Below are 25,624 nucleotides of genomic sequence, written 5' to 3' on the forward strand. Positions count from 1 at the left end.
TACCGGCAGGTCAGCACTAGCGTGTGGCCTGATATGGGTATTACTTTGAGCTACCGCGAGAAAATAGCGTCGGTGCAAATGACAGACAGGGGCGGCAGCCGTATTACCACCGCACCAAAACAGGTCAGATGGTATTACGCTTGGTGGCTGACATGTCGCCGCAGAATAATGATAAAAGCTAACAGCACCACCAGTGCGGCTACCAGATAAATGGCGTCCACGCCCTGCCAGCCAATCAGCAACCCGGCCAGCGGCCCGGTGATCCCCAGCCCGAAATCAAGAAAGGCGGAATAGAGTCCAAGCGCCGCGCCCTGATTCTGCGGCGTCACCTGCCTGATCGCTTCGACGCCCAGCGCCGGAAAAACCAGCGAAAAACCTGCCCCGGTGAGGAATGCGCCAATATCCACCATCAGTGGCGAGCTCCCCTGCCAAATCATCAGCAGGCCAGCGCTTTCAATCATCAGCGAAAACAGCGACACGCGCACGCCGCCAAAGTGGCCAATCATGTTACTGAATACCAGACGTACTGCCACAAAACCAAGACTGAACAGCGTCAACGAAAAGGCCGCACCGTCCCAGTTATGGCTGGAAAAATAGAGGGTGATAAAGGTTGCGATGGTGCCAAAACCGACGGTTCCCAGCCCCAGGCATAGTCCATACAGCCAGATACGCGAAAAAACCTTATGAAACGGAATGCGCTGCCCCACGGTGACAACGACAGCGGGCCGATGGGTAGCCAGCCAGAAACCAAAAATCGCCATCAGCACAATCAGCACGGCAAATCCCGGTATGCCAAAGGCAGTATTCAGCATCACGCCCAGCGGTGCGCCCAGTGCCATCGCCAAATAGGTCGCCACCCCGTTCCAGGAAATTACCCGTGCGCTCTGCGTCGCTCCCACGATATTGATACCCCACAGCATCGACCCTGTTGCGGTCAGACTTTCTCCCATGCCAAGCGCTACCCGGCCTGCTGCCAGCAGGATCAGACTGGCTGATGGGCGGGTCGTCACCAACACCGCCAGTAAAGTGAGCAGCCCGCTAACCCCACAGAGCAGCAGCCCCACCAGCACCACTTTTTTCGGACCAAGCAGATCGGCATAGCGTCCTGCCTGCGGCCGACTGACCAGCGTGGCGAAATATTGCAGGCTGATAATCAGTCCGGCGATAAAGGAGCTGTAGCCCAGCTGATGATGCACATAGGCAGGCAGCACCGCGAGAGGCAGCCCGATTGACAGATAACAGAAGAAGGTAAAAACCACCACGGAAATAATACGTTTGTTGAGCTGCGCACTGGATAATGCAGGATCAGAAGACATGTCATGACCGGAAAGTTGATGCAGGTAGCTGGCATCATACTATCAGCACAGCGGAAGATCCCGCGAATGGGCGGCATAAAAGAAATCTCTGCCTGTTATTTGCGCGTGAACGGCCATGACAATCACACTTATTGATAATCATGGCAAAAAAAGCGCGCCATTTTCAGGCCAGTGTCTGTACCTGACGTTCGATAAAAGCCGCGATCTCAGAGGACGTTTTCATTGCCCGGATATGGCTGAACAGATCGCTGGCCTGCGTATAGGTTTTACGCAGATAGCCCAGCCACTGCTTAATCCTCGCCACGTGATATAACCCGGTATCGCCCCGCTTCTCCAGCTGAATGTAGCGGTGCAACAACATCAGCACCTCTGCCCACGGCATCAGGGGCGCATTGTGTTTAATCACCCGGCTGAGGTTAGGAACGCACAACGCACCACGTCCAACCATCACCGCATCACAACCGGTCATCTGCAGGCATGCCTGGCCGCTTTTCCAGTCCCAAATCTCACCGTTGGCGATCACCGGGATCGTCAACCGTCGGCGGATCTCGCCAATCGCCGCCCAGTTAATCCGCTCTGCCTGGTAGCCATCCTCTTTGGTACGGCCGTGCACCACCAGTTCAGTGGCCCCGGATTGCGCCACCGCATCGGCAATCTCAAACTGGCGATCGCCGGAATCCCACCCCAGCCGCACTTTTACCGTCACCGGCAGAGGTGATGGTACTGCGGCGCGCATCGCGCTGGCCGCACGGAAAATCAGTTCCGGGTCTTTCAGCAGGGTGGCACCGCCGCCGCTGCCGTTAACGGTTTTTGACGGACAGCCACAGTTGAGATCAACGCCATGGGAACCAAGCTCCACCGCACGGGCAGCATTTTCCGCAAGAAATGAAGGGTGCTGTCCCAGTAGCTGAATACGCACCAGCGTGCCGGAAGATGTGCGGCTGGCATGATAAAGCTCAGGACAGAGCCGGTAGAAGGATTTGACCGGCAGTAACTGGTCAACCACCCGCAGAAATTCCGTAATGCAGAGATCGTAGTCGTTAACATCGGTGAGCAGTTCACGCACCAGTGAGTCCAGCACGCCCTCCATCGGGGCCAGTAAAACGCGCATGTTACAACCGTCCACTCCCCCTGGAGACGGGGGATCGGTCGATCCCCAAAGTAAAAAACGTTATGCCGGATTGGCGCGGCGCTGGCGGGTTTTATTGCGGGGTGCGCCGTTGCCGCTGGCGGCCGGTTTTGCCCCCTGTGCCGCACCGGAACCCTGGCGACGCTGACCGTCAGACGGGCTGCGTTCCCCAGCAGACGACGCACCGCGATCGCCACCACCGTGACCTCGGTTAGCGCCAGGACGACCGCCGCCACGTTGGCCCTGCGGCGCACCACTGCGTCCACCGCGCTGCTGACGACCATTCTGAATGGGCTCTGCTTTGATCGAAGGGTCCGGTTCAAAACCTTCCAGCGCAATCCGTGGGATCTCACGTTTCAGTAAACGCTCAATATCACGCAGCAGTTTATGTTCATCAACGCACACCAGCGACAGCGCTTCACCGGTGGCCGCCGCTCGTCCGGTACGGCCAATGCGGTGCACGTAATCTTCCGGCACGTTGGGCAGCTCGAAGTTCACCACGTGCGGCAGTTCAGAAATATCAATCCCCCGGGCAGCGATATCGGTGGCCACCAGCACACGGATTTTATTCTCTTTAAAATCGCTCAGTGCGCGGGTACGTGCACCCTGGCTCTTGTTGCCGTGGATCGCGGCGGCGGTGATGCCGTCTTTATTCAGCTGTTCTGTCAGATGGTTAGCGCCGTGCTTGGTACGGGTGAACACCAGCACCTGCTGCCAGTTATCACGGCCAATCATCAGCGACAGCAGTTCCCGCTTGCGTTTCTTATCAACAAAATGCACATGCTGTGTGATCTGTTCTGACGCAGTGTTGCGGCGCGCAACTTCCACCTGTTCAGGATTGTGCAGCAGTTTTTCTGCCAGCGCCTTAATCTCATCAGAGAAAGTGGCGGAGAACAGCAGGTTCTGACGTTTGGCGGGCAGCTTTGCCAGAACGCGACGGATATCGTGAATAAAGCCCATATCCAGCATCCGATCGGCTTCATCCAGCACCAGGATTTCCACTTTGGAAAGATCCAACGCATTCTGATGTTCCAGATCCAGCAGGCGTCCGGGGGTGGCAATCAGCACATCAACACCCCCGCGTAACTTCATCATCTGTGGATTAATACTGACGCCGCCAAATACCACCAGCGAGCGCAGATTAAGGTATTTGCTGTAATCCTGAACGTTTTCACCCACCTGGGCCGCCAGTTCGCGGGTTGGGGTGAGGATTAATGCCCGCACCGGGCGACGGCCTTTCGGGTTCGGTTCCGCAGCGTTAAGCAGCTGCAACAGCGGGAGGGTAAAGCCGGCGGTTTTGCCGGTTCCGGTCTGAGCGCTGGCCATCAGGTCACGACCCGCCAGCACCACCGGAATAGCCTGACGCTGGATCGGCGTAGGCTGGTTGTAACCCTGTTCTGCAACAGCACGCAAAATATCGGCATTCAGGCCGAGAGAATCAAATGACATAAAATTGACTGACTCCGGTTTCGCCCCGACCGCCTGTGGCAGTGTAGTTTCCGGGGCGAAAATAGGACGCCAGGCTCTGCCTGACGCTTGAAAGGGGGCACAAACTACGGTGCGTAAGGCGCGCATTATAACAGAGGTTGTGTTATTACAGAGAGCTTTTCTTTTTTGACCGGGGCGGCGGGCGTGGACAACACATCATGCTGCCATTAGCCAGGTTACGTTTGGGGAAGGACAAATACAGAGAAGGACGGACCACTCTGGCGTGGTCCGTGGTGCATCAACGCTGGCGCTGACGAGCGCGAGCCGTCTCTTTCGCCAGAAGCGAAACCACTGCGGGTCCGGTTAGCATCAGCACACCCGCCACACCGAGTAGCAGGTTGTTCTGGATCACACGGGACAGCAGGTAGAGCACCAGCATGGCAGCCCCGAAATAATACGTGGTAGTCACGTCTTCAAGGAAGTCCCCGGTCCGACGAAAGCCACTGAGACGCTGGGTAAGTAACATAGCGGCAAACACGCTGGCATAGAGCGTCAGCAAAACCACGCTGACCTGCAACAGCGCCTGATGTTTCCATCCGAACACCAGTGCGGTAATCAGCATCAGGTGTAGCGTTATGTGTACCCAGGTTTGTCCGGTGACAATCTGCACACGATTAGACCATTTCATTATTTTCTCCTGGCAAACCCGACCGGGGCCTGCCCAGCTTTGTTTACACAATCAGTGAAAACGAATTCCTCAGATTAACGCAATTTTCGGATAATGCCGCAAATATCGCGGCCCGTCGCCACTCTTTTGTGACAAAGACTACACTTTACTGTTCCCCTTTCGAAAAGGACAGCGCGCACAGTATGCCACAAAAGCCGCACGGATTTTCATTAAAAGTCCTGACAATCAATACACATAAAGGCTTTAACGCCTCAAATCGCCGTTTTATCCTGCCAGAACTGCGTGATGCAGTCAGAGCGACAGCGGCGGATATCGTTTTTTTACAGGAGGTTATGGGTAGCCATTGCGTTCATCAGCTTAAGGTGGCGAACTGGCCTGATAAACCTCATTATGAATTTCTTGCTGACACCCTCTGGAATGATTTTGCCTACGGTCGCAATGCTGTTTACCCGGAGGGCGATCACGGCAATGCGGTACTCTCACGATTTCCCATCACGGCGTTTGAAAACCGGGATATCTCGACAGAAGGTACGGAAAAGCGTGGCCTGCTGCATTGTCAGGTGGCGCTGCCTGACCACCCGGTTTCACTGCATGTCATCTGCGTTCATCTTGGACTGCGTAATGCACAGCGCGCGCAACAGCTGTCCATGCTGTGTGCGCTGATCAACAGTCTGCCGGCGGAGGCACCGGTGGTGGTGGCTGGCGACTTTAACGACTGGCAACTGAAAGCCAATGCGTTCCTGCTTGAGGGCGCGGGGATGGAAGAAGTATTCAGCCGCAAGTCAGGCCGGCCAGCACGCACCTTCCCTGCCCGCTTTCCTCTGCTGCGCCTCGATCGTATCTACGTGCGCAACGCCGGGATTAACCATCCACAGACCATTCCTACCCGGCCCTGGTCTCATCTCTCCGATCACGCGCCGCTGGCGGTGGAGCTTTACCTGTGAATATGCCCTGGCGTGACGGCAACCGACTGCAATTGCTGATTAATGGCGAAGCGTATTTCCCGGCGGTTTTTGACGCCATCGCGCGTGCACAACAGACGGTACTGCTGGAAACCTTCATCCTGTTTGAAGATGACGTAGGCAGACAACTGCATCAGGTGCTGCTTGCGTCAGCCCGGCGGGGAGTGAAGGTGGAAATGATGGTCGACGGCTACGGCTCCGACGCGTTGTCTGAAGCGTATATTTCCAGCCTGACGTCGGCTGGCGTGCGCTTTATCAGTTACGATCCCCGTCCGCTGGTTTTTGGTATGCGGACCAATATCTTCCGGCGTCTGCACCGTAAAATTGTGGTCTGCGACGATCGGGTCGCCTTTGTCGGCGGTATCAACTTTTCTGCGGAACATAACGTCGGTTTTGGGCCAGAAGCCAAACAGGATTATGCCGTGGAGGTGCATGGGCCAGTAGTCGACGATATTACCCGCTATGTGCGACAGGCATTGAGCACTCAGGCTGCGCGCAAACGCTGGTGGCATGGCCGCTCGCGTCGCCGGACACAGAACGCAACGCCGGGTGGCGCACAGGTGATGTTTGTCTGGCGCGATAACGCAGAGCACCGGGACGATATTGAACAGCACTATATCAGGATGCTGCGCACGGCCAGGGAGGAAGTGATCATTGCCAACGCCTATTTCTTTCCGGGTTACCATTTACTACATGAAATGCGTAACGCGGCACAACGCGGCGTTCGGGTTAAGCTGATTGTTCAGGGCAAGCCGGATATGCCTGTCGTTAAGGTCGGGGCTGAGCTGCTCTACAACTATCTGGTCGGTGGGGGCGTGCAGGTGTATGAATATATCCGTCGGCCACTCCATGCCAAAATCGCTCTCCAGGACAGCGCATGGTCAACCGTGGGCTCCAGCAATCTTGACCCGTTAAGCCTCTCGCTTAATCTGGAAGCCAATCTGATGATCCATGACCCTGATTTCAATCAGGTGATGCGCGATGAACTGAACCGCTTGCTGGCTTCGGAGTGCCGCCAGGTGATGGCCGATGAACTGCCACCACAAAACGGATGGCAGATGGTGAAAAACGTGGTGGTGTTCCATTTCCTGCGTCACTTTCCGGCGATTGCCGGCTGGCTGCCTGCACACACGCCAAGGCTGACGCTGGTTCATCCGCCGGTACAACCTGAAATGGAAACCCAGGATCGCCCAGGGTCTGAAGAGAGGATGGGATCCTGATGGCTGAAACACATTTCCGCTGGAAAGGGGTGAAGAAAGTCCTCACCTGGCTGTTTTTTATTGCCGTGACGGTACTGCTGGTGATTTATGCCAGCAAGATAAACTGGTACGAGGTGAGCGAGGTTATCATCAGTTATCGCCGTTCAGTCATCGCTACCGCCGCGGCGCTGGTGGTGGTCAGTTATCTTACCTACGGCGTTTACGATCTGATTGGCCAGGTTTACTGTGGGCACCGGCTACAAAAGCGCCAGGTGATACTGGTTTCATTTATCTGCTATGCCTTTAACCTGACCCTCAGTACCTGGGTCGGTGGCGTGGCGATGCGTTATCGCCTCTATTCAAGACTGGGCCTGAACGGCAGCACCATCACGCGTATTTTCTCACTGAGTATCGCCACCAACTGGCTGGGTTACGTGCTGGTGTCCGGCGTGGTGTTCAGCTTTGGATGGGTACCGGTCCCTTCCGGCTGGTTTGTCGGCGCGGGGACACTGCGTCTGATTGGCAGTGCACTGCTGGCTTTTGTGTTTTTCTGGCTGGCGCTGTGCACTTTTTCCCGCCGCCGCCGCTGGACGCTGAAAGGCCATCAGCTTGCGCTCCCCTCTTTGCGAATGGCGGTGTTACAGTTTACCGTCTCCGGCGCCAACTGGCTGGTGATGGGCACCATTATCTGGTTGCTGATGGCCGAAAAAGTGGACTACCCGCAGGTCCTGGGGGTGCTGTTGATCAGCAGTATTGCCGGAGTGATTATTCATATCCCGGCGGGCATTGGCGTGCTGGAGGGGGTCTTTCTGGCCCTGCTCAGCGGCGAAGCGCTCTCTCATGGCGCGATTATTGCCGCCCTGCTGGCCTATCGCCTGCTCTATTTCATCGCCCCGCTGCTGCTGGCGCTGGTGCTTTATCTGTGGCTGGAGAGTCGGGCAAAAAATCTGCGAAGGAAAAATCTGCGCGAGATGAAACGGTGACCATGCCTGACCGTCTGCTGAAACAGGGCGGCAAAAGCCGCCCTGTACGTCCCGTTAGCGACGGTTGCCAAAAATCCGCAACAGCATCAGGAACAGGTTGATAAAGTCCAGATACAGAGTGAGCGCCCCCATAATTGAGTAACGACGCAGATCCTCCCTGTCATCAACGTTAATCCCTTCACCGATTTTTTTCAGCTTCTGCGTGTCGTACGCGGTCAACCCGACAAACACCAGCACTCCGATATAGGTCACGGCCCACATCAGTGGGGTGCTTTTCAGCCAGATATTTACCACGGAAGCCAGCAAAATGCCGATCAGCGCCATAAACAGTATGCTGCCCATCCTGCTCAGATCGCGTTTGGTGGTGTATCCCCAGAAACTCATCACCCCAAACATGCCGCCGGTGACGACAAAGGTACTGGCAATGGAGGAGTAAGTATAAACCAGGAAAATACTGGCCAGCGTCAGACCGGTCAGTGCCGAGTAGAGCATAAACAACCCGGTAGCCAACGCGCCGCTGAGCCTGTGCACCATGCCTGAGAGCACAAAAACAACCCCCAGCTGGACAATCACCAGGCCATAAAAAGTGATGCGATTGGCGAAAACCAACTCCATCACGGCGGGCGTGTTGGCAGCAAACCATGAGACAAAAGCGGTCAGCAGCAGACCGCAGGTCATCCAGCCATACACCTGGGCCATATAAGTCTGTAGCCCGGTACTGGCTGGCGAAACGATCGAACCGCCGGAACGTGGATATCGGTCCATGATGCCCCCTTATTAAAAGTGAATGAAATAAGAACCGTTAAACTCTGAGTCTGGCACACTCTGGTGAGGCGAGACCAGCCCCCCTGCGTTTTTTTTCGCTGCGGATGCGACCCCCGGCGGACCGCTTACTCACGGGCAAGGCAGCTCTGGTAACGGCCATCAACCCGCTGAGCGAACCAGGCGGTGGTCAGATTTCGGGTGATTTTCGGGCTTTCCAGCCTGATCCCCGGCAACATCTCACGCGGCAGGCGCTTACCGGCGGCGTTATCCGCCAGGGTGAACACCTGCTGCCACAGGGTTGTTTTCTCAAACGCCAGCGTCTGGCTCTTTTCCAGCGCACGGCGAATCGCGCTGTCGCTCATATCCAGACGTTTACCCAGGGTGCGCACCGCCAGTTCGGTCGAACCGGCGGCATCGGAATTGTACTGGATAAGATCGCCATCGAGCGCCAGTCTGATACCGCTCAGGCGGGCGACCGCAGCCTGAAAAGCCGCGTTGCGGCTGGAATACCACCCGGCATTGAAGTCAGCAAAGCGATAAAGAGGACGGCTGTAATCGACCGGGTAGCCCAGTAAATGCAGGGTACCAAACCAGATGCCGCCCCGTCGGGTAAAGACTTCACGACGAAGGCTGCCCTCTGGCGACCAGGGATAACCGCTGGCGTGGGTTTCGGCAAAAGCTACACTGACCTGCATCGGGCCACCGGTATGGACCGGATTATAATTGCCGAACAGCCTCTGTCCCATTGGCACCCGGTCAATCACATCGTCAAAGATGGCGCTCAGTTCTTTTTCATTCTTCACATGATCCAGCCGGTCAGCGTAGCTCCTGCCATCGGATGAGTTGATCATCAGCGCCGCGCGCACCAGCATCGCCGGAATATGCAATGTCGCCGCACGCTTTTCAATTTCGCCCCAGGCAATCCTGGGCAGGCCCGGTACACTGGCATCAGCATTGAAACCCGATTCCTGGTCAATAATGGCAATCACCGAGCATAAATTACTGACCGAAGGATCGATGCCCTGGCCGTCAAACGCGGTCAGAATGTCATGACTCCAGCCCTGGCGATCGCTCACTTTCGGCGGCAGTAACCGGTTAAGCTGTGCTTTAACTTCCGCCGGGCGTCGCGGCGATTTTTCACGGGCAGGGTTGCTGCTGCATCCTGCAAGCACCAGCACAGCCAGCAACGACAGGCGTTTCAACGTGGAATAATTCATTGTTTTCCTTATCAGTCCGGGGATTCAGCACCACGGAAATGTACATCGTGCTGCCGCTATTTCCAGCGTGCAGCAGCCTGCTGGTCACTGTCCCGGGATGTTACCCAGCGCTCCCCTTGTGCGGTTGCTTCCCGCTTCCAGAAAGGCGCACGGGTTTTCAGATGATCCATAATAAATTCCGCCGCGGCAAAGGCAGCCGCGCGATGCGCACCACTGACGCCGACCAGTACGATCGCCTCTCCTGGGTACAGTTCACCGGTGCGATGTTGAACGGTGACACGCCGTACCGGCCAGCGCTGGCGAGCCTCAGCCACAATTGCTTCCAGCACCTTTTCGGTCATCCCCGCATAGTGTTCCAGGGTCAGTGCGGCGACGTCATCACCCTGGTTATGGTTGCGCACCTTACCGGTAAAGGTTACCACCGCCCCGTCTTCATCGCTGGCCGACAGCCAGCGATACTCTTTCTCCATCTCAAAGGGGGCGGTGCCGACAACGATCCGTGTTTCCATCTTAACCTCCGGTCACCGGGGGAAAAAAGGCAACCTCATCCCCACTGGAAAGGGGATGATCGGCCGAAACCAGCGTCTGGTTTACCGCCGTCAGCAGCCTTTCCGGTGCCAGCGCCAGCGCCCAGCGATCGTTTTTTGCCGCCAGAGCAGCCCGCAGCGCTTCCACGGTGGCGTAGGATTCAGTCACAGAGAAGCTGGCAGTCCCTGTCAGCTCACGCACCTGAGCAAAAAACAGTACCTTAACCATGCTGCTCCGCCTGAAAATCACCGGATTTTCCCCCCTGCTTGCTCAGCAGGCGACAGGATTCAATGCTGATGTCTTTCTGTACCGCTTTGCACATGTCATAAATGGTTAGCGCCGCCACCGACGCCGCCGTCAGTGCCTCCATTTCCACCCCGGTTTTACCGGTCAGGCGGCACAGCGATTCTATCCTTACCCGACTGTTTTCCACTTCAGCACGTAAGGAAACCTCCACTTTGCTTAATAACAGTGGATGACAGAGCGGGATCAGTTCCCAGGTACGTTTCGCCGCCTGAATGCCGGCGATACGCGCCGTGGCGAACACATCCCCCTTATGATGGCTTCCCTCAATAATCATTTGTAGGGTGGCAGGACGCATCACCACGAAAGCCTCTGCCCTGGCTTCCCGGATGGTGTCATTTTTTGCCGAGACGTCTACCATATGAGCCTCGCCCGCGGTGTTGAGATGGGTCAGTTGCGACATAATTCAGGGCTTCCTGAGATGAGAAACAAAGTTACAGGGGCGGGTACGGGCATCCAGCTGGGGACAAATAATCTGTTCCCACGCGCTCTGGCAGGCACCGGTTGAGCCGGGAATGGCGCAAATCAACGTCTGGTTGGCTATTCCGGCCACCGCCCGCGACTGTAGCGTGGCGCTGGCAATATCCTCCCAGGAGATCATGCGGAACAGTTCACCAAAACCGTCAATTTCCCGATCAAACAGCGGCAACAACGCTTCCGGCGTGCTGTTTTTACTGTAGAAGCCGGTGCCACCATTGACGATCACCACCTGCACACTGTCGCTGGCAACCCAGCCAGAAACCACCGCGCGGATCTGATAGCGGTTATCCGTCACCAGCGCGCGAGCGGCCAGCAGATGCCCTTCATCGCTCAACGCTTCCTGCAACCAGTCACCGGAGCTGTCGCTGGCCGCATCACGGCTGTCAGAGACGGTAAGAAGCGCGATATTAAGCGGCATAAATTCAGCCGTGGATTTTGCCATCATTGATGTCCCTGAAGTTAACCACCGATAAAAGAAAGATTCTGCGTCATGCCGGTGTTGCCCTGATGCAGAAAATGCGTCTGCTTTTTACCGAGCAGGGCACCGGTGATACGCGCCTGTAACGCGCCCAGCTGATCGTCATCTGCCAGTAAATCTCGCAGCGGCACGCCTTCCTCGCCAAACAGACACAAATGCAGCTTACCCGTCGCTGAGACGCGAAGGCGGTTGCAACTGATGCAGAAATCCTTTTCATAAGGCATGATCAGCCCCACTTCCCCCTGATAATCTGCATGATGAAACACCTGTGCCGGACCGTCACTGCGGCAGCGTGGCTGGCGGACCCAGCCCTCCCGGAGCAGCCTGTCACGGATAGCCGTACCGGCAATGTGCTGCTGACGGAACAGTTCACCGCCATCACCGGTTTCCATCAGCTCAATAAAGCGAAGCTGAACAGGTCGGCAACGGATCCATGCCAGAAAAGTGTGCAGGCTGTTGTGATTGAGGTGGCGCATCAGCACGGTGTTAACTTTGACCTTGCTGAACCCGGCCGCAAACGCCGCATCGATACCACGCATCACCTGTTGAAATTTGTCCTGCCCGGTAATAGCGTGAAACTGTCGGGCGTCCAGACTGTCGATGCTGACGTTAAGCGAATTCAGCCCGGCATCACGCCATGTGGCGACGTCACGCGCCAGCCGGTAGCCGTTAGTCGTTACCGCCAGCTGGCGAATGGCAGAATTTTCGCGCACGGCGGCGATGATATCGGTAAAATCACGCCGTAGCGTAGGCTCACCCCCGGTCAAACGGACTTTTTCTGTGCCCGCCGCCGCAAAGGCACGGGTAACCCGCCGGATTTCATCCAGTGACAAAAAGCTTTTATTGGCTACGCCATGCGGTTTATAACCCTCAGGCAGGCAGTAGTTGCAACGGAAATTGCAGACATCAGTGATCGACAAACGCAGGTAGTAAAAGCGGCGGTCGAAGCTATCAGTAAATTGTTGCACCAGTACACCTTTCCAGAGACGGGAGATGCAGGCATTTCTTTCTGCATCCAGGCCAACCTGTGTTGCGGCCGGGGCACCTTATCCCAAGACTCAGGTGCCAGGGCTAAGGATGGCTTACCGCACGCCGGCAAGCCTTGGTAGCCTGATACTAACGCTATTGTTCAGCCCTTGCCAGTTCCGGGTGGCGCTGTGCATTTTGATATATAAAGATTTTCCCTCCGCGCCACACCAAGAGGTCAGCGTGGAATAATCAAATGGCGTTGGGCCATTTCCAGTAACGCCTTAACATTTGGATAAAATTTTATGCGTAACCGCTCGTTAACCGATTTTGATCGCGTCGTCGCTCTGGGCGGCGGCCACGGCCTGGGCCGCGTTTTGTCGGCACTGTCTTCATTGGGATCACGCCTCACCGGTATTGTCACCACCACCGATAACGGCGGTTCTACCGGCCGTATCCGGCGCTCTGAAGGCGGTATTGCCTGGGGAGATATGCGTAACTGCCTGAACCAGCTGATCACTGAACCCGGCATTGCTTCAGCGATGTTTGAATACCGCTTTTCCGGCAACGGCGAGCTGGCAGGACACAACCTCGGCAATCTGATGCTGAAAGCGTTGGATCATCTTAGCGTGCGGCCTCTCGAGGCGATCAATCTGATCCGTAATCTGCTGAAAGTGGATGCGTTTCTGATCCCGATGTCTGAACAGCCGGTTGATCTGGTGGCTACCGACAGCGAAGGCAACCTGATTTATGGTGAAACAGAAATCGACCAGTTACAGCTGCCGCCACAGGAGCTGATGCTGTCGCCGGTGGTTAACGCCACGCGGGAAGCGATTGAAGCCATCGGCGAAGCAGACCTGCTGCTGATAGGACCCGGCAGTTTTTACACCAGCCTGATGCCGGTACTGTTAATGCCGGAGATGGCCCAGGCGCTGCGCCGCACGCCCGCCACTATGGTGTTTATAGGAAATCTGGGAAAAGAGCTAAGCCAGGCAGCAGCACGACTTACGCTGGCCGATAAGCTGGCAATGATGGAAAAATACATTGGCAAAAAAGTGATTGATGCGGTGGTGGTCAGCCCGCTGGTGGATACCCGTCATGTTACTGACAGACTGATTATTCAGCAGCCGCTGCAGGCCACAGATATTCAGTACCGTCACGACCGTCAGCTACTGCACGCTGCGCTGGAGCGTGCCGTTCAGTCATTTGGCTAAAGCGTTGCCCTGAGGACTACTGGCATATTGCGAGCCATAAAACGGCCCTTCTGACGGGGATAACGCGTGCGGTGTCCGGGCCAGGCAACACCAGTACCGCCTCAGGCTGATCGGTATCCGGGGTCACTTTGTTCAAAAACGACAAGCATAAAAATTATCAGTATTCATGGCGACAGCAGCAAACATCCCGATTCAGCGTCCAACGGCTGCATCATTCTCCCCATGCAGGTACGACAACAAATATGGGCAAGCGGTGACAAACAGATTGAGGTTATACGATGATGAAAAAAATTATATCACTGTTTATATTTCTCCCGTTTGCAGCACTGACAAAAGCCCCTGACAGCCAGTCCTGGCCGCACAACATGGCTGAAGCGTGGATGAAAAATACCGGGATCGTCGATATAACTAAACTCGATGAGGCAAAAACAGACGTTAAGCGACTGGCACCTGAAAAAAAGCAAAGACCTTTACACCCAGGTTTATCACTTTGTCTTTCACGATAAAGACGGTGGGCGTTATGAAGTGATTACTCAAAGCAATGCTTCAGACAATGAGTGAGGTTAACAGCTTTCTCGTCTCTCGTCGTGATGTAAACCACTAACAAGGATCACCCGAAGAATGACCGATGCGCTGAAAGATCGCCATAAATCAGCGCTAAAAAACTAAAACCATATTCCGCCAGGTTCGCACGAGGTGATTAACAACGGTGCCCAGCACCGTTCGAATTAAAATTGCTCCGCTAACGTCAGAGACGGGATTACCCGCCGCGTTTTAATGCTGTTGGCCTGATATCCAGGAGATGACCCTTTATTTTCACCCTCATAGCCCACAAGCCACTGCACGGTTGTGCTCAGTGTCGCCAGCAGACTCCGTATCCGCACTCTTCCTGCCGAACAGTTGTAAATGGCACGCAGGCCGAACCCAACGCGCTCACTTTTTTCATCCCTGAAGTCCTGCTCAACCTGCATTCACCGACTTTAGAAATTAATGACTTCAACAGACTTAAAGTCATCTGCGCTACTGAATATTAACCACGGTTCTTTTGCCGTCAGCCTGGCATTTTTTATCCGTAATGGTCTGGCTATACCACAACGCGAGCGTTTATTTTTCCGTCCTTTCGGCGCTTTTTTACGCAAAAAATGACTGTCACACTGGCCATACTCCGATCGGGCAAGCACTCCCGGCCCCAGATATTCCGGTTTACTGCTGGTCTGCAATGCCTGACGTCTGAACCAGTATTTGCCTTTGGCCTCCAGTCGCCTCTGGATATGTCCCCTGATGCGTCCAGTAAAATCCCGGCCGGGTGCTTCTGTGCGCCGAAACCAGGCATGCCTGAACCCCGCACAGGTGACGATGATCGCCCTTGCTTTTGGGATTACCGCTTCGGCAGGCGTATTAAGAAAGACTTGCTGTACCTTTGCTTTTGCTGTTTTTTTGAAGAAACGATCCAACTCAGCAAAGGTATCGAACGTCCGTCGCAAATCAGGCTGGCTGAGAGTATATGATGCTCCTGAGAGGGATATCCACTCCAGTCAATGGCGATGACACACAGTGATAGCTGGCCCGTCAGCATGGAAATAATATGTCTGAAAATCAGGGAATATCGTGATAAAGAGAGTCATCACCGGGCAGACGATCTACGCGTTTTATGTTGTTTTTGACCTGAGCAGTACCGGGTAGATAACGTCCGATGCTGGTCAGCGTCAGAGATGCGCCATTGATAAGTGCAATGGTGGCATCCAGCAAAGCATTTTGTCGATATTGGTGAAACGGTGCTAAAGCATCACGGAAAAAATTCTGACATACCTGGCGAGCAGCCATCGCAGTTATGTCATTGAATTGGCTCTACAAATCAGTAATTCACAACATGCCAGTGCCTGTCTTTTTTACCCCCGTTGCCGGGGATCGCTCAGCGCCCTGGCGGGTTTTCAGGAAGCGGCAATAAACAGCTCTCGCATATGATGCAGCTGGTCGCGAACCTGGGCGGCTTCTTCAAACTCCAGATTTTGCGCATGCGTCTGCATTTTTGCCTCAAGTTGTTGAATTTGCTTCTGCAATCCTTTCGGTGACATATCCAGCGGCATCGCGTCATCTTCCACCACGGCGCGCGATGATTTGCCACGGTTTTTACTTTTACTCTTGTTGGTCCCCTGCCCCAGCTCAAGAATATCAGCGATTTTCTTGTTCAGCGCCTGCGGGACAATGCCGTTCTGCTGATTGTAGATTTCCTGCTTCTCACGGCGACGCTCGGTCTCGCCTATGGCCCTGGCCATCGACGGCGTGATTTTGTCGCCGTAAAGGATCGCCTTACCGCTGACGTTACGTGCTGCACGTCCGATAGTCTGAATAAGCGAACGCTCAGAACGCAGAAAACCCTCTTTATCCGCATCAAGGATAGCCACCAGCGATACTTCCGGCATATCCAGCCCTTCTCGCAGCAGGTTAATACCCACCAGCACGTCAAATTTACCCAGTCTCAGATCGCGGATAATCTCGACCCGTTCAACGGTATCGATATCCGAGTGCAGATAGCGTACCCGTTCACCGTGTTCTTCCAGATATTCGGTCAGATCTTCCGCCATTCGTTTGGTCAGAACGGTAACCAGTACCCGCTCGTTGATTGCCACCCGTTGACGGATCTCCGACAGCAGATCATCCACCTGCGTACTGACCGGTCTGACCTCGATCAGCGGATCGAGCAACCCGGTCGGGCGCACCACCTGATCGATGACTTCGCCACCCGACTTCTCCAGTTCGTAATTGCCGGGTGTGGCAGAGACGTAGATCGTCTGCGGTGCCAGGGCTTCGAACTCCTCAAATTTCATCGGTCGGTTATCCAGCGCTGACGGCAGGCGGAAGCCATACTCCACCAGTGTCTCTTTCCGCGCCCGGTCGCCGCGATACATGCCACCAATCTGTGGGATAGTGACATGGGATTCGTCAATAACCAGCAGGCCATCGGCAGGCAGATAATCAAACAGGGTTGGCGGGGGTTCGCCCGGTCCACGACCCGACAGATAGCGCGAGTAGTTCTCAATCCCTGAACAGTAGCCCAGCTCGTTCATCATTTCGAGGTCAAACTGGGTGCGTTGGGACAACCGCTGTTCCTCCAGCAGTTTGTTATTTTCCAGCAGCGTCTTGCGGCGATCCACCAGCTCCAGCTTAATCTCTTCCATTGCCTGAAGAATACGTTCACGCGGGGTAACATAGTGGGTTTTCGGGTAGATGGTATAACGCGGGATCACTGCGTCAACCTGACCGGTCAGGGGATCAAAGATGGATAAACGCTCCACTTCTTCATCAAACAGCTCCACCCGCAATGCGTAGTCGTCAGATTCAGCCGGGAAGATATCAATCACCTCACCACGCACGCGGAAGGTGCCGCGTTGGAAAGCCTGATCGTTACGGGTGTATTGCAGCTCCGCCAGTCGACGCAGGATGGCCCGCTGATCGATAACCATCCCACGCGTCAGGTGCAGCATCATCTTCAGATACAAATTTGGATCGCCCAGTCCATAAATGGCTGACACCGACGCCACCACGATCACATCCCGCCGCTCCAGCAGGGCTTTGGTGGCTGACAGCCGCATCTGCTCAATATGCTCGTTAACCGAGGCATCTTTCTCAATAAACGTATCGGAACTGGGTACGTAGGCTTCTGGCTGATAATAATCGTAATAGGAAACAAAATACTCCACGGCGTTATCCGGGAAAAACGCCTTCATTTCACCGTAAAGCTGAGCTGCCAGAGTTTTGTTGGGTGCCAGCACCATTGTGGGGCGATTGAGATCGGCAATGACATTCGCCACGGTAAAGGTTTTACCCGATCCGGTTACCCCAAGCAGCGTCTGATGAGCCAGCCCGTCTTCGAGGCCCTCTTCGAGACGGCGAATGGCTTCCGGCTGGTCACCGGAAGGTTTGAAATCGGAACTGAGTTTAAAAACTTTGCTCATTGCATGGCTACTCGTTGAAGGGTCATACCAACCGGTAACTGATTTTACTCCGCCCTGACAATTTTTCCAGCGAAAAATACTGGATATAATTACAGTAATATTCCATACTGCTGCTGTAAACGATAGGGATGCCTTGTTGAGAATTGGGAGGTTATTACGCTTCCCTCTGTGCGGCAAACTATCCCCAGGCAGCCTGGGCATTTAACATTTGTCAATATGTTCTGACAAAATGTCGCGCCAGATTGTCACCAGGCTCAGGATGGCTTGATTTTAGATAATTAATTGAATTTAAGATGATTTTAATTTGTGAGATCTTTAGGAGCAATCTAAGCTCAGGCCGCGTCCACCCTCGTTTTCCGCAGGTTTTCAGTTGTTCATACACAAGTTTATCCACAGGAATAGTGGATAACTGATTACAGCGCCTGAGCCGTCTGATGTGTATAAATCGTCATTGCGTCATTAATATGGCCGCAAATATTTTTTTTGGATTTTTTTTTGCCCACGGCACAGGGAAATCCGGCCCTGGAATGCATATTTTCTGCATAAGCGCTACGTTTTTTACGGCGGAAATTATCCCCCCAGACCGCATGTCTTTGCAAAAAGTAATAAACACAGGCACCACAAAAGTGCAAATGGAAATTACCCAGGGCAATTGTTTAACATTTCTGACTATTTATGCGGCTGTTTTGTCGCCTGATTGCCCGCTTGTGGCACTTTCTGGAACTGGCACTGTAATTGCATAAAATTATTCACCGCCTCCTGCTGAGACACCGCAGCGTGGAAGGTAGACAACCACAGGCGTTTTGCAATCAGGACCGTTTGTCATACAGCGGAAAGCGGATGCATTCAGGTGCGATCTTAAACGGTATTTATGAAGGAGAGTGTCAGATGCTCAGCTTACGTTCAGTCAATCAGTTCTATGGGCAAAACCATATTCTGTGGGATGTGGATTTGGATTTAGCTCCCGGCACCTGTACCGGGGTGCTGGGACAGCCGGGAATGGGAAAAACAACCCTGGTCAACTGTATTATGGGCCATCTGCCCATCAACAGCGGTTCAATGACCTGGCAGGAGGCCGACCTGCCGCCGCAAAACCTGCTGCTGCAACCGGTGGAGCAACGTGCCGCGCTGGGCATTGGCTACGTACCGCAGGGGCGTCAGATTTTCTCGCAGCTTAACGTCGAGGAGAATCTGCAAATTGCCCTGCTGGCCGGTGCCGGACAGGAGCGTCATCGCGCCATTCCACAGATGATCTACGAACTTTTTCCGGCGCTTTATTCCAGGCGTCACCAGCGCAGCGGCGAGCTGTCACTCGATCAGCAGCAACAGCTGGCGCTGGCCAGAGCGCTGGTGTTAAAGCCAAAACTGCTGATCCTGGATGAGCCAACGGGAGGGATGTCGCCCTGGCTTGAAGAAGAAATGGGCAACCTTATTCACCGACTGAATAATGATTTTGGCCTGACAATCCTGCTGCTGGAACAGCGGATATCATTTATCCGCCGCGTCGCCGACTATTTTTTGCTGCTGCACCGTGGGCGCAATGTGGCGCATGGCAAAATGGCGCAACTGGATGAACAGATTATCAATACCTGGCTGACGGTAACCTGATCGCCCGCCGTAGCACTGAGTAGGGGTTGACGGGTTAACGTAACGGGTGTGGTCAGTATTGTGCGCTGCCGTTCAGGAGCTGAGGCGAATATTTATTACTGACCAACAAACGTCACTGATGTCTGATCCTTTTGGCATATATTGTTTAATTTTATGGTATGCCAGATTGTAAATGATTATTTTGGCACAGGTTACTCCTGCTGCTCGGGGACATATTTCCGGCACGTTACCACATGATCAATCTGACTGCTCCCGCTCTCCTTTTTACCGTGCTAACCTAAACGGCCACGGTGTAAACGCGGCGGAGCCTTTCTGGTCATCAGACACCCTGATCATATGATATGTTTTTCCATCCTTAAGAAATAAACCCTGGTCTTTTTCGCCATCAGATATATTCCTGTCACCTGCCTGACTGCTGCAAAAACAGGATTTTATTGATTTCAGTAATCCAAAATTTTGCTCCCCACCGCCGTCAGGAACCGCCGCAGGATCTGAGAGCTTCTGTACCATCTTTTCTGCATTCTCATTTTTGACCGATGACAATTTACCTGGAATACCGGATTTGTCATACTTATCCGTTGAAAGTTGATTATAAGGTGACACAGTTGAATAAGGTCTTATTACAATAGGGTCCAGCGCCATCTTTCGGCTCCTTTTATATAAAATAATGATGCTATTTCTGCTGGCTAAACAACGCGCCAAAGAGGCTACAGTATCTGATAAATGAAATATTTCAAAAAACGGTGATTAACGACACGGTTAAAGAAAACAGACGACCACAGTCCGTCACCGCATCCGGCTACAAAATTTACATAAGAAATAAAAAAGAGGCCCCGCGCAATTCGGCCTTATTATCACCAATAAATAAGAGAAAATCGCCAGCCATCCAGAAGCTGGCCCAACGGGCGTAATTGCGTAAGCCTGTAAATATAAAGAACGGACACGATCGGTGCATCACCACTGGAGAGTACCGTTGTACGTCAGGATGACAGGCACTGCCCCTGACCTGGAGAGCAGGGTAAAATAGCCTGACGGAACCGACCGTTGTTACCGGGGTTATTCCGGGAGCGTGACAAAGTGCCCCAGTCGCTCAAACTGCGTGCTGTCAGAAAGATGCGGAATTTCGCCCAGCATGGGTGCCGCCAGCCGCTGTTGCAGGCTGGCCAGATATTCAGCGTGTCGCCTGCCGGCAGGCTGTACCACATTAGCAATCCATCCTGCCAGCCGCAGTCCGCTGGTCTGAATTGCCTGTGCAGTGAGCATCGCATGATTGATGCAGCCAAGTTTGATTCCCACCACCAGCACGACCGGCAGTTGTTCCTGTACCACCCAGTCAGCAAAGGTGGTGCTGGCCGACAGCGGTGTGTACCAGCCTCCTGCCCCTTCTGTTAATACCCAGTCAGCCTGACGGCTCAACGCTGCCAGCCCGGCCGAAAGCCGGGAAAAAAGAATGGGCCGCTGCTCCAGTTCACTGGCGATATGGGGTGAAGTCGGCTCCATAAATGCCAGAGGATTAATATCCTCATAGGGCAACAACAGTACACTGTTGCGCTGGAGGGCCAGCGCGTCACTGTTACGAACACCTTCCGGCGTCAGCTCACAGCCTGATGCCACCGGCTTGTATCCCACCGCGCGAAAACCCGCGGAGCGTGCAGCCTGCAGCAGTGCCTGACTTGCCACGGTTTTGCCAACTTCAGTATCTGTTCCGGTAATAAACCAGCATTTAGTCACAATCGATTACTCCATACACCAGATGGTAACTGAGCAGAAATCCGCGCCTGTCGCGCGGCCAGTGCTGCGTTAATTGTTGCAGGTGACGACGACTGAGTATCATCCCATCACGCCCCTGATGCAGATGAGTAGCGCCGGTTCCCTTCAGTGAACGCAGCGTGCTGAGCAGGTCCGGGAATGCCAGCGTCAGCGTTTGCTGATGCAACTGTGCCCCCAGCGATTGCCCCGCCTCACGTATGGCATCAACCGTCAGAAAACGATTAACCGGCGCATTTAAATCAAGCACCTGCCAGGCGGTATTCAGCTCACTGAGCGAGCCGGCTGCAAGCGTGGAGAACAGCACCTGACCTCCCGGCAACGTCACCCGGCGCAATTCCTGCAGGGCCATGCTTAAGTCACTGCACCATTGCACGGCAAGGTTGCTCCAGCACAGATCAAACTGCGGTTCAGCGAAGGGTAAAGCTTCAATGTCCCCCGGCTGGTAATGGTCGGCAGCCTGTTGTGACCTGGCCTGAAACAACATCTCTGCTGATAAATCGAGCGCGGTCACCTGATTTCCGGCGCGACGCCAGCGCTGGCTGAACCAGCCGGTACCACAGCCGGCATCAAGAATTTTCCGGCCCTGACGCCACCGGGCATAGCTGGCCAGCTGTTCACCGCTTCTGCGTTGCAGTTCAGCGTACTGGTCATAGCCTGATGCCGCCCGACCAAATGCCCTGGCAATGGCCTGTTTATTAACGGTTTGCAGCATACAACGCCTCCAGTAAGCCCTGAATATCTTCTGCATGGTGACGTGCCGTCAGGGTGATCCGTAGTCTGGCCGTGCCCGGAGGCACCGTGGGCGGCCGGATAGCGGTCAACCAGTATCCCTGCTGTCGCATCGTCGCCGCCATCCGTAATGCATGATGTTCAGACCCCACGATCAGCGGCTGAATGGCCGTGGTTGACGGCGGTATTGTCAGTCCCAGCTGCTCCGCTCCGTGGCGGAACAGGGCAATATTCTGTCGCAGCCGTTGCCGCAGTTCATCCCCCTGCTGAATGCGGGACAAGGCGGTTTGCAGGGCGCAAACCTGTGCCGGAGGCATGGCGGTGCTGTAAATCAGGTGGCGGGCAAACTGCAACAGATAATCAGCCGTGTCATTAGCACACAGTACCGCCGCCCCGCTGATACCGAATGCTTTACCAAAAGTGACCACTAACAGCTCCGGCTGAACCTGTTGCTGCCAGCAACTGCCCTTGCCCTGCTCACCGCAGGTGCCAATACCGTGGGCATCGTCCACCATCAGCCAGCCACCGTGAAGACGGGTAAGCCGGTGCAGTTCAGCCAGCGGAGCGCTGTCACCGTCCATACTGAACACGCCTTCGGTCACCACCAGGGTTTCGCCCTGATGCGGTGAAGCGGCAAGCAGTCTGGCCAGCGAATCAGGCTGATTATGGGTAAAGCGTCGTAGCAGTGCCGGACTGAGGGCGGACGCCTCCAGCAGTGAGGCGTGAGACAGTTTATCGGCGAAGATCCGATCATCTTTTCCGTTCAGCGCCGCAATCACCGCCTGATTGGCGGCAAAGCCGGAAATAAACAACAGCGCCCTGGGGTAGCCAAGCCAGTCCGCCAGCTGCTGTTCAAACTGCTGATGTGGCAATCTGTAGCCAGTGACATGGCCGGAGCCTCCCGCGCCAACGCCGTATCGCTCCGCGCCCTGCCGCCAGGCGTTGATGATGTCTGGATCGTGGCTCAGACCAAGGTAATCATTGCCGGAAAAATTAAGATAGCGCCGCCCGTCAATATCAAGCGTGCGTGCATCCCCCCGTTCACTGACACAGCGCTGGCGAAACTGCCCCTGCTCCCGGCGATTTTCCAGCGCCAGGCTGATACGTTGTGACCAGCTCATTTACAACGCCGCGTTGTAGAACAGTTCGGTATCACCCTGCATCAGCTGACTGGCCAGCGCCTGTTGCTGTTCGTTATCACCAAATCCGGTGGTGGTCTGCTTCGGATTCAGCCCCAGTTTACGGAACAGTTGCAGATCCTTGTCTTCTTCCGGGTTTGGCGTGGTCAGCAGTTTGCAGCCGTAGAAAATGGAGTTCGCCCCGGCCATAAAACACATCGCCTGGGTCTGTTCACTCATCGACTCACGACCTGCGGAAAGGCGGACATGGGAAGCCGGCATCATAATACGGGCAACGGCAATGGTGCGGATAAAATCGAACGGATCGACGTCATCGTTATCTGCCAGCGGCGTGCCTTTTACCTTGACCAGCATATTGATGGGCACGCTTTCCGGCGGAGTGGGCAGATTGGCCAGCTGCACCAGCAGGCCGGCACGATCGTTAACCGTTTCACCAAGGCCAACAATGCCGCCGGAGCAGACTTTAATTCCGACATCCCGCACTTTGCCCAGCGTATCGAGGCGTTCCTGATAACTACGGGTGGTGATGATGTTGCCGTAAAATTCCGGCGAGGTATCCAGATTATGATTGTAAAAATCCAGTCCGGCACTGGCCAGACGCGCCGCCTGGTCACCACTTAGCGTACCCAGCGTCATACAGGTTTCCAGCCCCATGGCTTTCACCCCTTTCACCATCTGTTCAAGGTACGGCATATCGCGCTCATGAGGATTTTTCCACGCCGCCCCCATACAAAAACGGTCCGAACCGGCTGCTTTCGCTTTACGGGCAGAGGTCAACACCTCTTCCACTTCCATCAGCCGCTCCGTTTCCAGCCCGGTTTTGTAGCGTGCGCTCTGCGGGCAGTATTTACAGTCTTCCGGGCAGGCGCCGGTTTTGATCGACAACAGCGTACTGACCTGAACCTGGCGGGGATCGAAATGCTGCCGGTGAACCTGCTGCGCCTCAAACAGCAGTTCGAGAAAAGGCTTATCAAACAGGGTCTGTGCCTGCGCGATCGTCCAGCGATGTGCCATTGCTTGCTCCAAAAAGGTCTGTCATTTGTGGTTATTACCTGGTTATCGCTGTAAACTAATTTTTTTGAAATTGGTTTACAAGACATTTATGACCCCTTCCGATCTGACGTTTGACCGTGAGCATATCTGGCACCCCTACACTTCAATGAGCAAACCGCTGCCGGTTTATCCGGTGGTGGCCGCACGGGGAACATCACTCTTTCTGGACGACGGGCGTGAACTGGTTGACGGTATGTCTTCCTGGTGGTCGGCCATTCATGGCTACAACCATCCTCGTCTGAATCAGGCGATGTGCGCACAGATTGAACAGATGTCACATGTGATGTTCGGGGGTATTACCCATCCGGTAGCAGTGGCACTGTGCCGCAGGCTGGTGGCGATGACGCCACCGGGGCTGGAGTGTGTTTTTCTGGCAGATTCGGGGTCAGTGGCAGTGGAAGTGTCAATGAAAATGGCGCTGCAATACTGGCAGGCGCGCGGCGAACGCCGCCAGCGCTTCCTCACCCTGCGTAACGGCTACCACGGTGATACCTTTGCCGCGATGTCAGTATGCGATCCGCAGAACGCCATGCACAGCCTCTATCAGGGCTATCTACCCGACCATTTGTTTGCCCCTGCACCGCAGTGCCGTTTCAGTGACAGCTGGCAGGAGAACGACATTGATGATTTCGCCCGCCTGGCAGCACTGCACGCCGGTGAACTGGCCGCCGTTATCCTCGAGCCTGTCGTACAGGGCGCTGGCGGGATGCGTTTTTATCATCCTCACTATTTGCAGCGGGTGCGCGAACTCTGTGATCGCCATGGTTTGCTGCTGATCGCCGATGAAATCGCCACCGGATTTGGCCGTACCGGCAGGCTGTTTGCCTGTGAACATGCGGGGATTGCCCCTGATATTCTCTGTGTCGGCAAGGCGCTGACCGGAGGCACCATGACACTCTCTGCCACGCTTACCACCCGGGAAGTGGCCAGCACCATCAGCAACGGCGAAGCGGGCTGCTTTATGCATGGCCCAACGTTTATGGCCAATCCGCTGGCCTGTGCCGTGGCCAGTGAAAGTCTGGCAATATTGCAGGAAAACCACTGGCAGCAGCAGGTTGCCGGTATTGAGGCGCGGTTGCGCTCTGCCCTGCTACCGCTGAAACAGAAGGCCGCCGTCGCCGATGCACGCGTGTTGGGAGCTATCGGGGTAATTGAAACCCAGCGGCCGGTAAATATGGCGCGCATCCAGGCATTCTTTGTCGGGAGAGGCGTCTGGCTGCGCCCCTTTGGCAGACTGATTTATATGATGCCACCTTATTTGATTGCGCCAGAAGCACTGATGAAGCTGGTGGAGGCCATTGCCGACGCGCTGGATGATCCCTCACTGTTCCACTGAGCCACCGTTAAATCGCAGCGTGGCAGCCGGACGCTGAACGGTTTGTCAATATTCCACGCCCGGCGGGAGGATGCAGGCGGCACCGGGGTGCACCTGGCGCTAACGGTATTGTGAACAATAAGCGCGTAAAAACTGCCGTTCGGTTGATATTACGGCGTCCGCCATGCTGTTTGTCAGAACCGCATTTACACCGGGTTTACGATCTAAGGCACCTGAAAAAATATAAATGCCAGTCATGCTGCCTTTAACCAAATGAACGCACACGAAAATCAATAAACCGTATTTTCACTGTCACAAGATAATAAAAAACGGCCTGTCCACATTTTTGTACAACCCGTTATACCAGCTTATTTATCAATGGTATTTATGGTGACTCC

The 25,624-nt window shown here is 54.7% G+C and carries 25 protein-coding genes, 1 pseudogene and 1 riboswitch; of the genes and pseudogenes, 8 read left to right on the forward strand and 18 right to left on the reverse strand.

The genetic code is table 11. From position 1 onward, the window contains the following. Positions 1–134 precede the first annotated feature (134 nt). From EB241_RS10885 to EB241_RS10900, 4 genes are all read right to left on the reverse strand, one after another. Positions 135–1,316, reverse strand: coding sequence for an MFS transporter (locus EB241_RS10885; RefSeq protein WP_124233195.1), 1,182 nt, complete (start codon positions 1,314–1,316; stop codon positions 135–137). 163 nt (positions 1,317–1,479) lie between these two features. Then, positions 1,480–2,427, reverse strand: coding sequence for a tRNA dihydrouridine(16) synthase DusC (gene dusC / locus EB241_RS10890; RefSeq protein WP_124233196.1), 948 nt, complete (start codon positions 2,425–2,427; stop codon positions 1,480–1,482). 60 nt (positions 2,428–2,487) lie between these two features. Then, a complete protein-coding gene (gene rhlE / locus EB241_RS10895; RefSeq protein ID WP_124233197.1) occupies positions 2,488–3,894 on the reverse strand; it encodes an ATP-dependent RNA helicase RhlE in 1,407 nt (468 codons plus the stop codon). A 277-nt stretch (positions 3,895–4,171) separates the two neighbouring features. Then, positions 4,172–4,561: a YbhQ family protein gene (locus tag EB241_RS10900; protein ID WP_124233198.1), complete on the reverse strand. Its 390-nt coding sequence runs from the start codon at positions 4,559–4,561 to the stop codon at positions 4,172–4,174. Between the two features lie 182 nt (positions 4,562–4,743). Between EB241_RS10900 and EB241_RS10905 the strand changes: the two genes are divergently transcribed. From EB241_RS10905 to EB241_RS10915, 3 genes are read left to right on the forward strand one after another with little or no spacing between them, the layout of a single operon-like run. Further along, complete coding sequence (locus tag EB241_RS10905; RefSeq protein ID WP_124233199.1) at positions 4,744–5,505, forward strand: endonuclease/exonuclease/phosphatase family protein; 762 nt, start codon at positions 4,744–4,746, stop codon at positions 5,503–5,505. Between the two features lie 2 nt (positions 5,506–5,507). Next, positions 5,508–6,743, forward strand: a complete 1,236-nt coding sequence (gene clsB, locus EB241_RS10910; RefSeq protein WP_407644269.1) for a cardiolipin synthase ClsB — start codon at positions 5,508–5,510, stop codon at positions 6,741–6,743. Continuing rightward, positions 6,743–7,705 carry a lysylphosphatidylglycerol synthase domain-containing protein gene (locus EB241_RS10915; protein WP_124233201.1) on the forward strand — a complete coding sequence of 321 codons (963 nt, stop codon included), beginning with the start codon at positions 6,743–6,745 and terminating at the stop codon, positions 7,703–7,705. Before clsB ends, EB241_RS10915 begins: the two co-directional genes overlap by 1 nt. A 54-nt stretch (positions 7,706–7,759) precedes the next feature. Here EB241_RS10915 and EB241_RS10920 read toward each other — a convergent pair whose 3' ends face one another. The 7 genes from EB241_RS10920 to moaA all read right to left on the reverse strand — a co-directional run bounded on the left by EB241_RS10920 (position 7,760) and on the right by moaA (position 12,447). Then, positions 7,760–8,470 (reverse strand): Bax inhibitor-1/YccA family protein, encoded by a 711-nt coding sequence (locus tag EB241_RS10920; RefSeq protein ID WP_124233202.1) that lies wholly within the window; start codon positions 8,468–8,470, stop codon positions 7,760–7,762. Between the two features lie 125 nt (positions 8,471–8,595). Then, positions 8,596–9,687: a DUF1615 domain-containing protein gene (locus EB241_RS10925; RefSeq protein WP_124233203.1), complete on the reverse strand. Its 1,092-nt coding sequence runs from the start codon at positions 9,685–9,687 to the stop codon at positions 8,596–8,598. 56 nt (positions 9,688–9,743) lie between these two features. Continuing rightward, positions 9,744–10,196, reverse strand: a complete 453-nt coding sequence (moaE, locus tag EB241_RS10930) for a molybdopterin synthase catalytic subunit MoaE (protein ID WP_124233204.1) — start codon at positions 10,194–10,196, stop codon at positions 9,744–9,746. Position 10,197: 1 nt separating this feature from the next. After that, on the reverse strand, positions 10,198–10,443 hold the full coding sequence (gene moaD / locus EB241_RS10935; RefSeq protein ID WP_124233205.1) for a molybdopterin synthase sulfur carrier subunit: 246 nt from the start codon (positions 10,441–10,443) through the stop codon (positions 10,198–10,200). After that, positions 10,436–10,921, reverse strand: coding sequence for a cyclic pyranopterin monophosphate synthase MoaC (moaC, locus tag EB241_RS10940; RefSeq protein ID WP_124233206.1), 486 nt, complete (start codon positions 10,919–10,921; stop codon positions 10,436–10,438). Before moaC ends, moaD begins: the two co-directional genes overlap by 8 nt. 3 nt (positions 10,922–10,924) lie before the next feature. Beyond that, complete coding sequence (moaB, locus tag EB241_RS10945; protein WP_124233243.1) at positions 10,925–11,440, reverse strand: molybdenum cofactor biosynthesis protein B; 516 nt, start codon at positions 11,438–11,440, stop codon at positions 10,925–10,927. 17 nt (positions 11,441–11,457) lie between these two features. Continuing rightward, on the reverse strand, positions 11,458–12,447 hold the full coding sequence (gene moaA, locus EB241_RS10950) for a GTP 3',8-cyclase MoaA (RefSeq protein ID WP_148089645.1): 990 nt from the start codon (positions 12,445–12,447) through the stop codon (positions 11,458–11,460). After that, a riboswitch (molybdenum cofactor riboswitch) is annotated at positions 12,434–12,566 on the reverse strand. Its footprint overlaps the gene before it by 14 nt. A 181-nt stretch (positions 12,567–12,747) precedes the next feature. On the opposite strand from moaA, the gene EB241_RS10955 reads away from it, so the two are divergent. Together EB241_RS10955 and EB241_RS10960 are read left to right on the forward strand one after the other, a co-directional pair. Beyond that, positions 12,748–13,656, forward strand: coding sequence for a gluconeogenesis factor YvcK family protein (locus EB241_RS10955; RefSeq protein WP_124233208.1), 909 nt, complete (start codon positions 12,748–12,750; stop codon positions 13,654–13,656). Positions 13,657–13,934: 278 nt separating this feature from the next. Then, positions 13,935–14,162, forward strand: coding sequence for a hypothetical protein (locus tag EB241_RS10960; RefSeq protein WP_233592586.1), 228 nt, complete (start codon positions 13,935–13,937; stop codon positions 14,160–14,162). Positions 14,163–14,313: 151 nt separating this feature from the next. On the opposite strand, the pseudogene EB241_RS10965 reads toward EB241_RS10960, so the two are convergent. Continuing rightward, positions 14,314–15,480: pseudogene (locus tag EB241_RS10965) on the reverse strand (IS4 family transposase). Positions 15,481–15,587: 107 nt separating this feature from the next. Then, the gene (uvrB, locus tag EB241_RS10970) at positions 15,588–17,612 is read right to left on the reverse strand and encodes an excinuclease ABC subunit UvrB (RefSeq protein WP_124233209.1); all 2,025 of its coding nucleotides are present in this window, start codon (positions 17,610–17,612) and stop codon (positions 15,588–15,590) included. Positions 17,613–18,076: 464 nt separating this feature from the next. Between uvrB and EB241_RS10975 the strand changes: the two genes are divergently transcribed. Together EB241_RS10975 and EB241_RS10980 are read left to right on the forward strand one after the other, a co-directional pair. After that, positions 18,077–18,355 (forward strand): hypothetical protein, encoded by a 279-nt coding sequence (locus EB241_RS10975; RefSeq protein ID WP_124233210.1) that lies wholly within the window; start codon positions 18,077–18,079, stop codon positions 18,353–18,355. 145 nt (positions 18,356–18,500) lie between these two features. Then, on the forward strand, positions 18,501–19,220 hold the full coding sequence (locus EB241_RS10980; protein WP_124233211.1) for an ABC transporter ATP-binding protein: 720 nt from the start codon (positions 18,501–18,503) through the stop codon (positions 19,218–19,220). 264 nt (positions 19,221–19,484) lie between these two features. Here EB241_RS10980 and EB241_RS10985 read toward each other — a convergent pair whose 3' ends face one another. From EB241_RS10985 to bioB, 5 genes are all read right to left on the reverse strand, one after another. Continuing rightward, on the reverse strand, positions 19,485–19,862 hold the full coding sequence (locus EB241_RS10985; RefSeq protein ID WP_124233212.1) for a hypothetical protein: 378 nt from the start codon (positions 19,860–19,862) through the stop codon (positions 19,485–19,487). A 414-nt stretch (positions 19,863–20,276) separates the two neighbouring features. Next, a complete protein-coding gene (gene bioD, locus EB241_RS10990; RefSeq protein ID WP_124233213.1) occupies positions 20,277–20,951 on the reverse strand; it encodes a dethiobiotin synthase in 675 nt (224 codons plus the stop codon). Continuing rightward, entirely contained in the window at positions 20,944–21,702 is a 759-nt protein-coding gene (bioC, locus tag EB241_RS10995) for a malonyl-ACP O-methyltransferase BioC (RefSeq protein WP_124233214.1), read from the reverse strand. Before bioC ends, bioD begins: the two co-directional genes overlap by 8 nt. Then, positions 21,686–22,840, reverse strand: a complete 1,155-nt coding sequence (bioF, locus tag EB241_RS11000; protein WP_124233215.1) for an 8-amino-7-oxononanoate synthase — start codon at positions 22,838–22,840, stop codon at positions 21,686–21,688. The genes bioC and bioF overlap by 17 nt, the downstream gene beginning before the upstream one ends. Further along, positions 22,841–23,872, reverse strand: coding sequence for a biotin synthase BioB (bioB, locus tag EB241_RS11005; RefSeq protein WP_124233216.1), 1,032 nt, complete (start codon positions 23,870–23,872; stop codon positions 22,841–22,843). 88 nt (positions 23,873–23,960) lie between these two features. Here bioB and bioA point away from each other — a divergent pair, with 88 nt between their 5' ends. Then, complete coding sequence (gene bioA / locus EB241_RS11010) at positions 23,961–25,247, forward strand: adenosylmethionine--8-amino-7-oxononanoate transaminase (RefSeq protein WP_124233217.1); 1,287 nt, start codon at positions 23,961–23,963, stop codon at positions 25,245–25,247. The last annotated feature ends 377 nt before the right edge of the window (positions 25,248–25,624 follow it).

The sequence above is a fragment of the Erwinia psidii genome, assembly GCF_003846135.1.
GTDB classification, from domain to species: domain Bacteria; phylum Pseudomonadota; class Gammaproteobacteria; order Enterobacterales; family Enterobacteriaceae; genus Erwinia; species Erwinia psidii.

Coding starts and splice junctions, on each gene's coding strand:
- EB241_RS10885 (WP_124233195.1), bottom strand. CDS start 1,316: ATGTCTTCTGATCCTGCATTATCCAGTGCGCAGCTCAACAAACGTATT.
- dusC (WP_124233196.1), bottom strand. CDS start 2,427: ATGCGCGTTTTACTGGCCCCGATGGAGGGCGTGCTGGACTCACTGGTG.
- rhlE (WP_124233197.1), bottom strand. CDS start 3,894: ATGTCATTTGATTCTCTCGGCCTGAATGCCGATATTTTGCGTGCTGTT.
- EB241_RS10900 (WP_124233198.1), bottom strand. CDS start 4,561: ATGAAATGGTCTAATCGTGTGCAGATTGTCACCGGACAAACCTGGGTA.
- EB241_RS10905 (WP_124233199.1), top strand. CDS start 4,744: ATGCCACAAAAGCCGCACGGATTTTCATTAAAAGTCCTGACAATCAAT.
- clsB (WP_407644269.1), top strand. CDS start 5,508: ATGCCCTGGCGTGACGGCAACCGACTGCAATTGCTGATTAATGGCGAA.
- EB241_RS10915 (WP_124233201.1), top strand. CDS start 6,743: ATGGCTGAAACACATTTCCGCTGGAAAGGGGTGAAGAAAGTCCTCACC.
- EB241_RS10920 (WP_124233202.1), bottom strand. CDS start 8,470: ATGGACCGATATCCACGTTCCGGCGGTTCGATCGTTTCGCCAGCCAGT.
- EB241_RS10925 (WP_124233203.1), bottom strand. CDS start 9,687: ATGAATTATTCCACGTTGAAACGCCTGTCGTTGCTGGCTGTGCTGGTG.
- moaE (WP_124233204.1), bottom strand. CDS start 10,196: ATGGAAACACGGATCGTTGTCGGCACCGCCCCCTTTGAGATGGAGAAA.
- moaD (WP_124233205.1), bottom strand. CDS start 10,443: ATGGTTAAGGTACTGTTTTTTGCTCAGGTGCGTGAGCTGACAGGGACT.
- moaC (WP_124233206.1), bottom strand. CDS start 10,921: ATGTCGCAACTGACCCATCTCAACACCGCGGGCGAGGCTCATATGGTA.
- moaB (WP_124233243.1), bottom strand. CDS start 11,440: ATGGCAAAATCCACGGCTGAATTTATGCCGCTTAATATCGCGCTTCTT.
- EB241_RS10955 (WP_124233208.1), top strand. CDS start 12,748: ATGCGTAACCGCTCGTTAACCGATTTTGATCGCGTCGTCGCTCTGGGC.
- EB241_RS10960 (WP_233592586.1), top strand. CDS start 13,935: ATGATGAAAAAAATTATATCACTGTTTATATTTCTCCCGTTTGCAGCA.
- uvrB (WP_124233209.1), bottom strand. CDS start 17,612: ATGAGCAAAGTTTTTAAACTCAGTTCCGATTTCAAACCTTCCGGTGAC.
- EB241_RS10975 (WP_124233210.1), top strand. CDS start 18,077: ATGGCCGCAAATATTTTTTTTGGATTTTTTTTTGCCCACGGCACAGGG.
- EB241_RS10980 (WP_124233211.1), top strand. CDS start 18,501: ATGCTCAGCTTACGTTCAGTCAATCAGTTCTATGGGCAAAACCATATT.
- EB241_RS10985 (WP_124233212.1), bottom strand. CDS start 19,862: ATGGCGCTGGACCCTATTGTAATAAGACCTTATTCAACTGTGTCACCT.
- bioC (WP_124233214.1), bottom strand. CDS start 21,702: ATGCTGCAAACCGTTAATAAACAGGCCATTGCCAGGGCATTTGGTCGG.
- bioF (WP_124233215.1), bottom strand. CDS start 22,840: ATGAGCTGGTCACAACGTATCAGCCTGGCGCTGGAAAATCGCCGGGAG.
- bioB (WP_124233216.1), bottom strand. CDS start 23,872: ATGGCACATCGCTGGACGATCGCGCAGGCACAGACCCTGTTTGATAAG.
- bioA (WP_124233217.1), top strand. CDS start 23,961: ATGACCCCTTCCGATCTGACGTTTGACCGTGAGCATATCTGGCACCCC.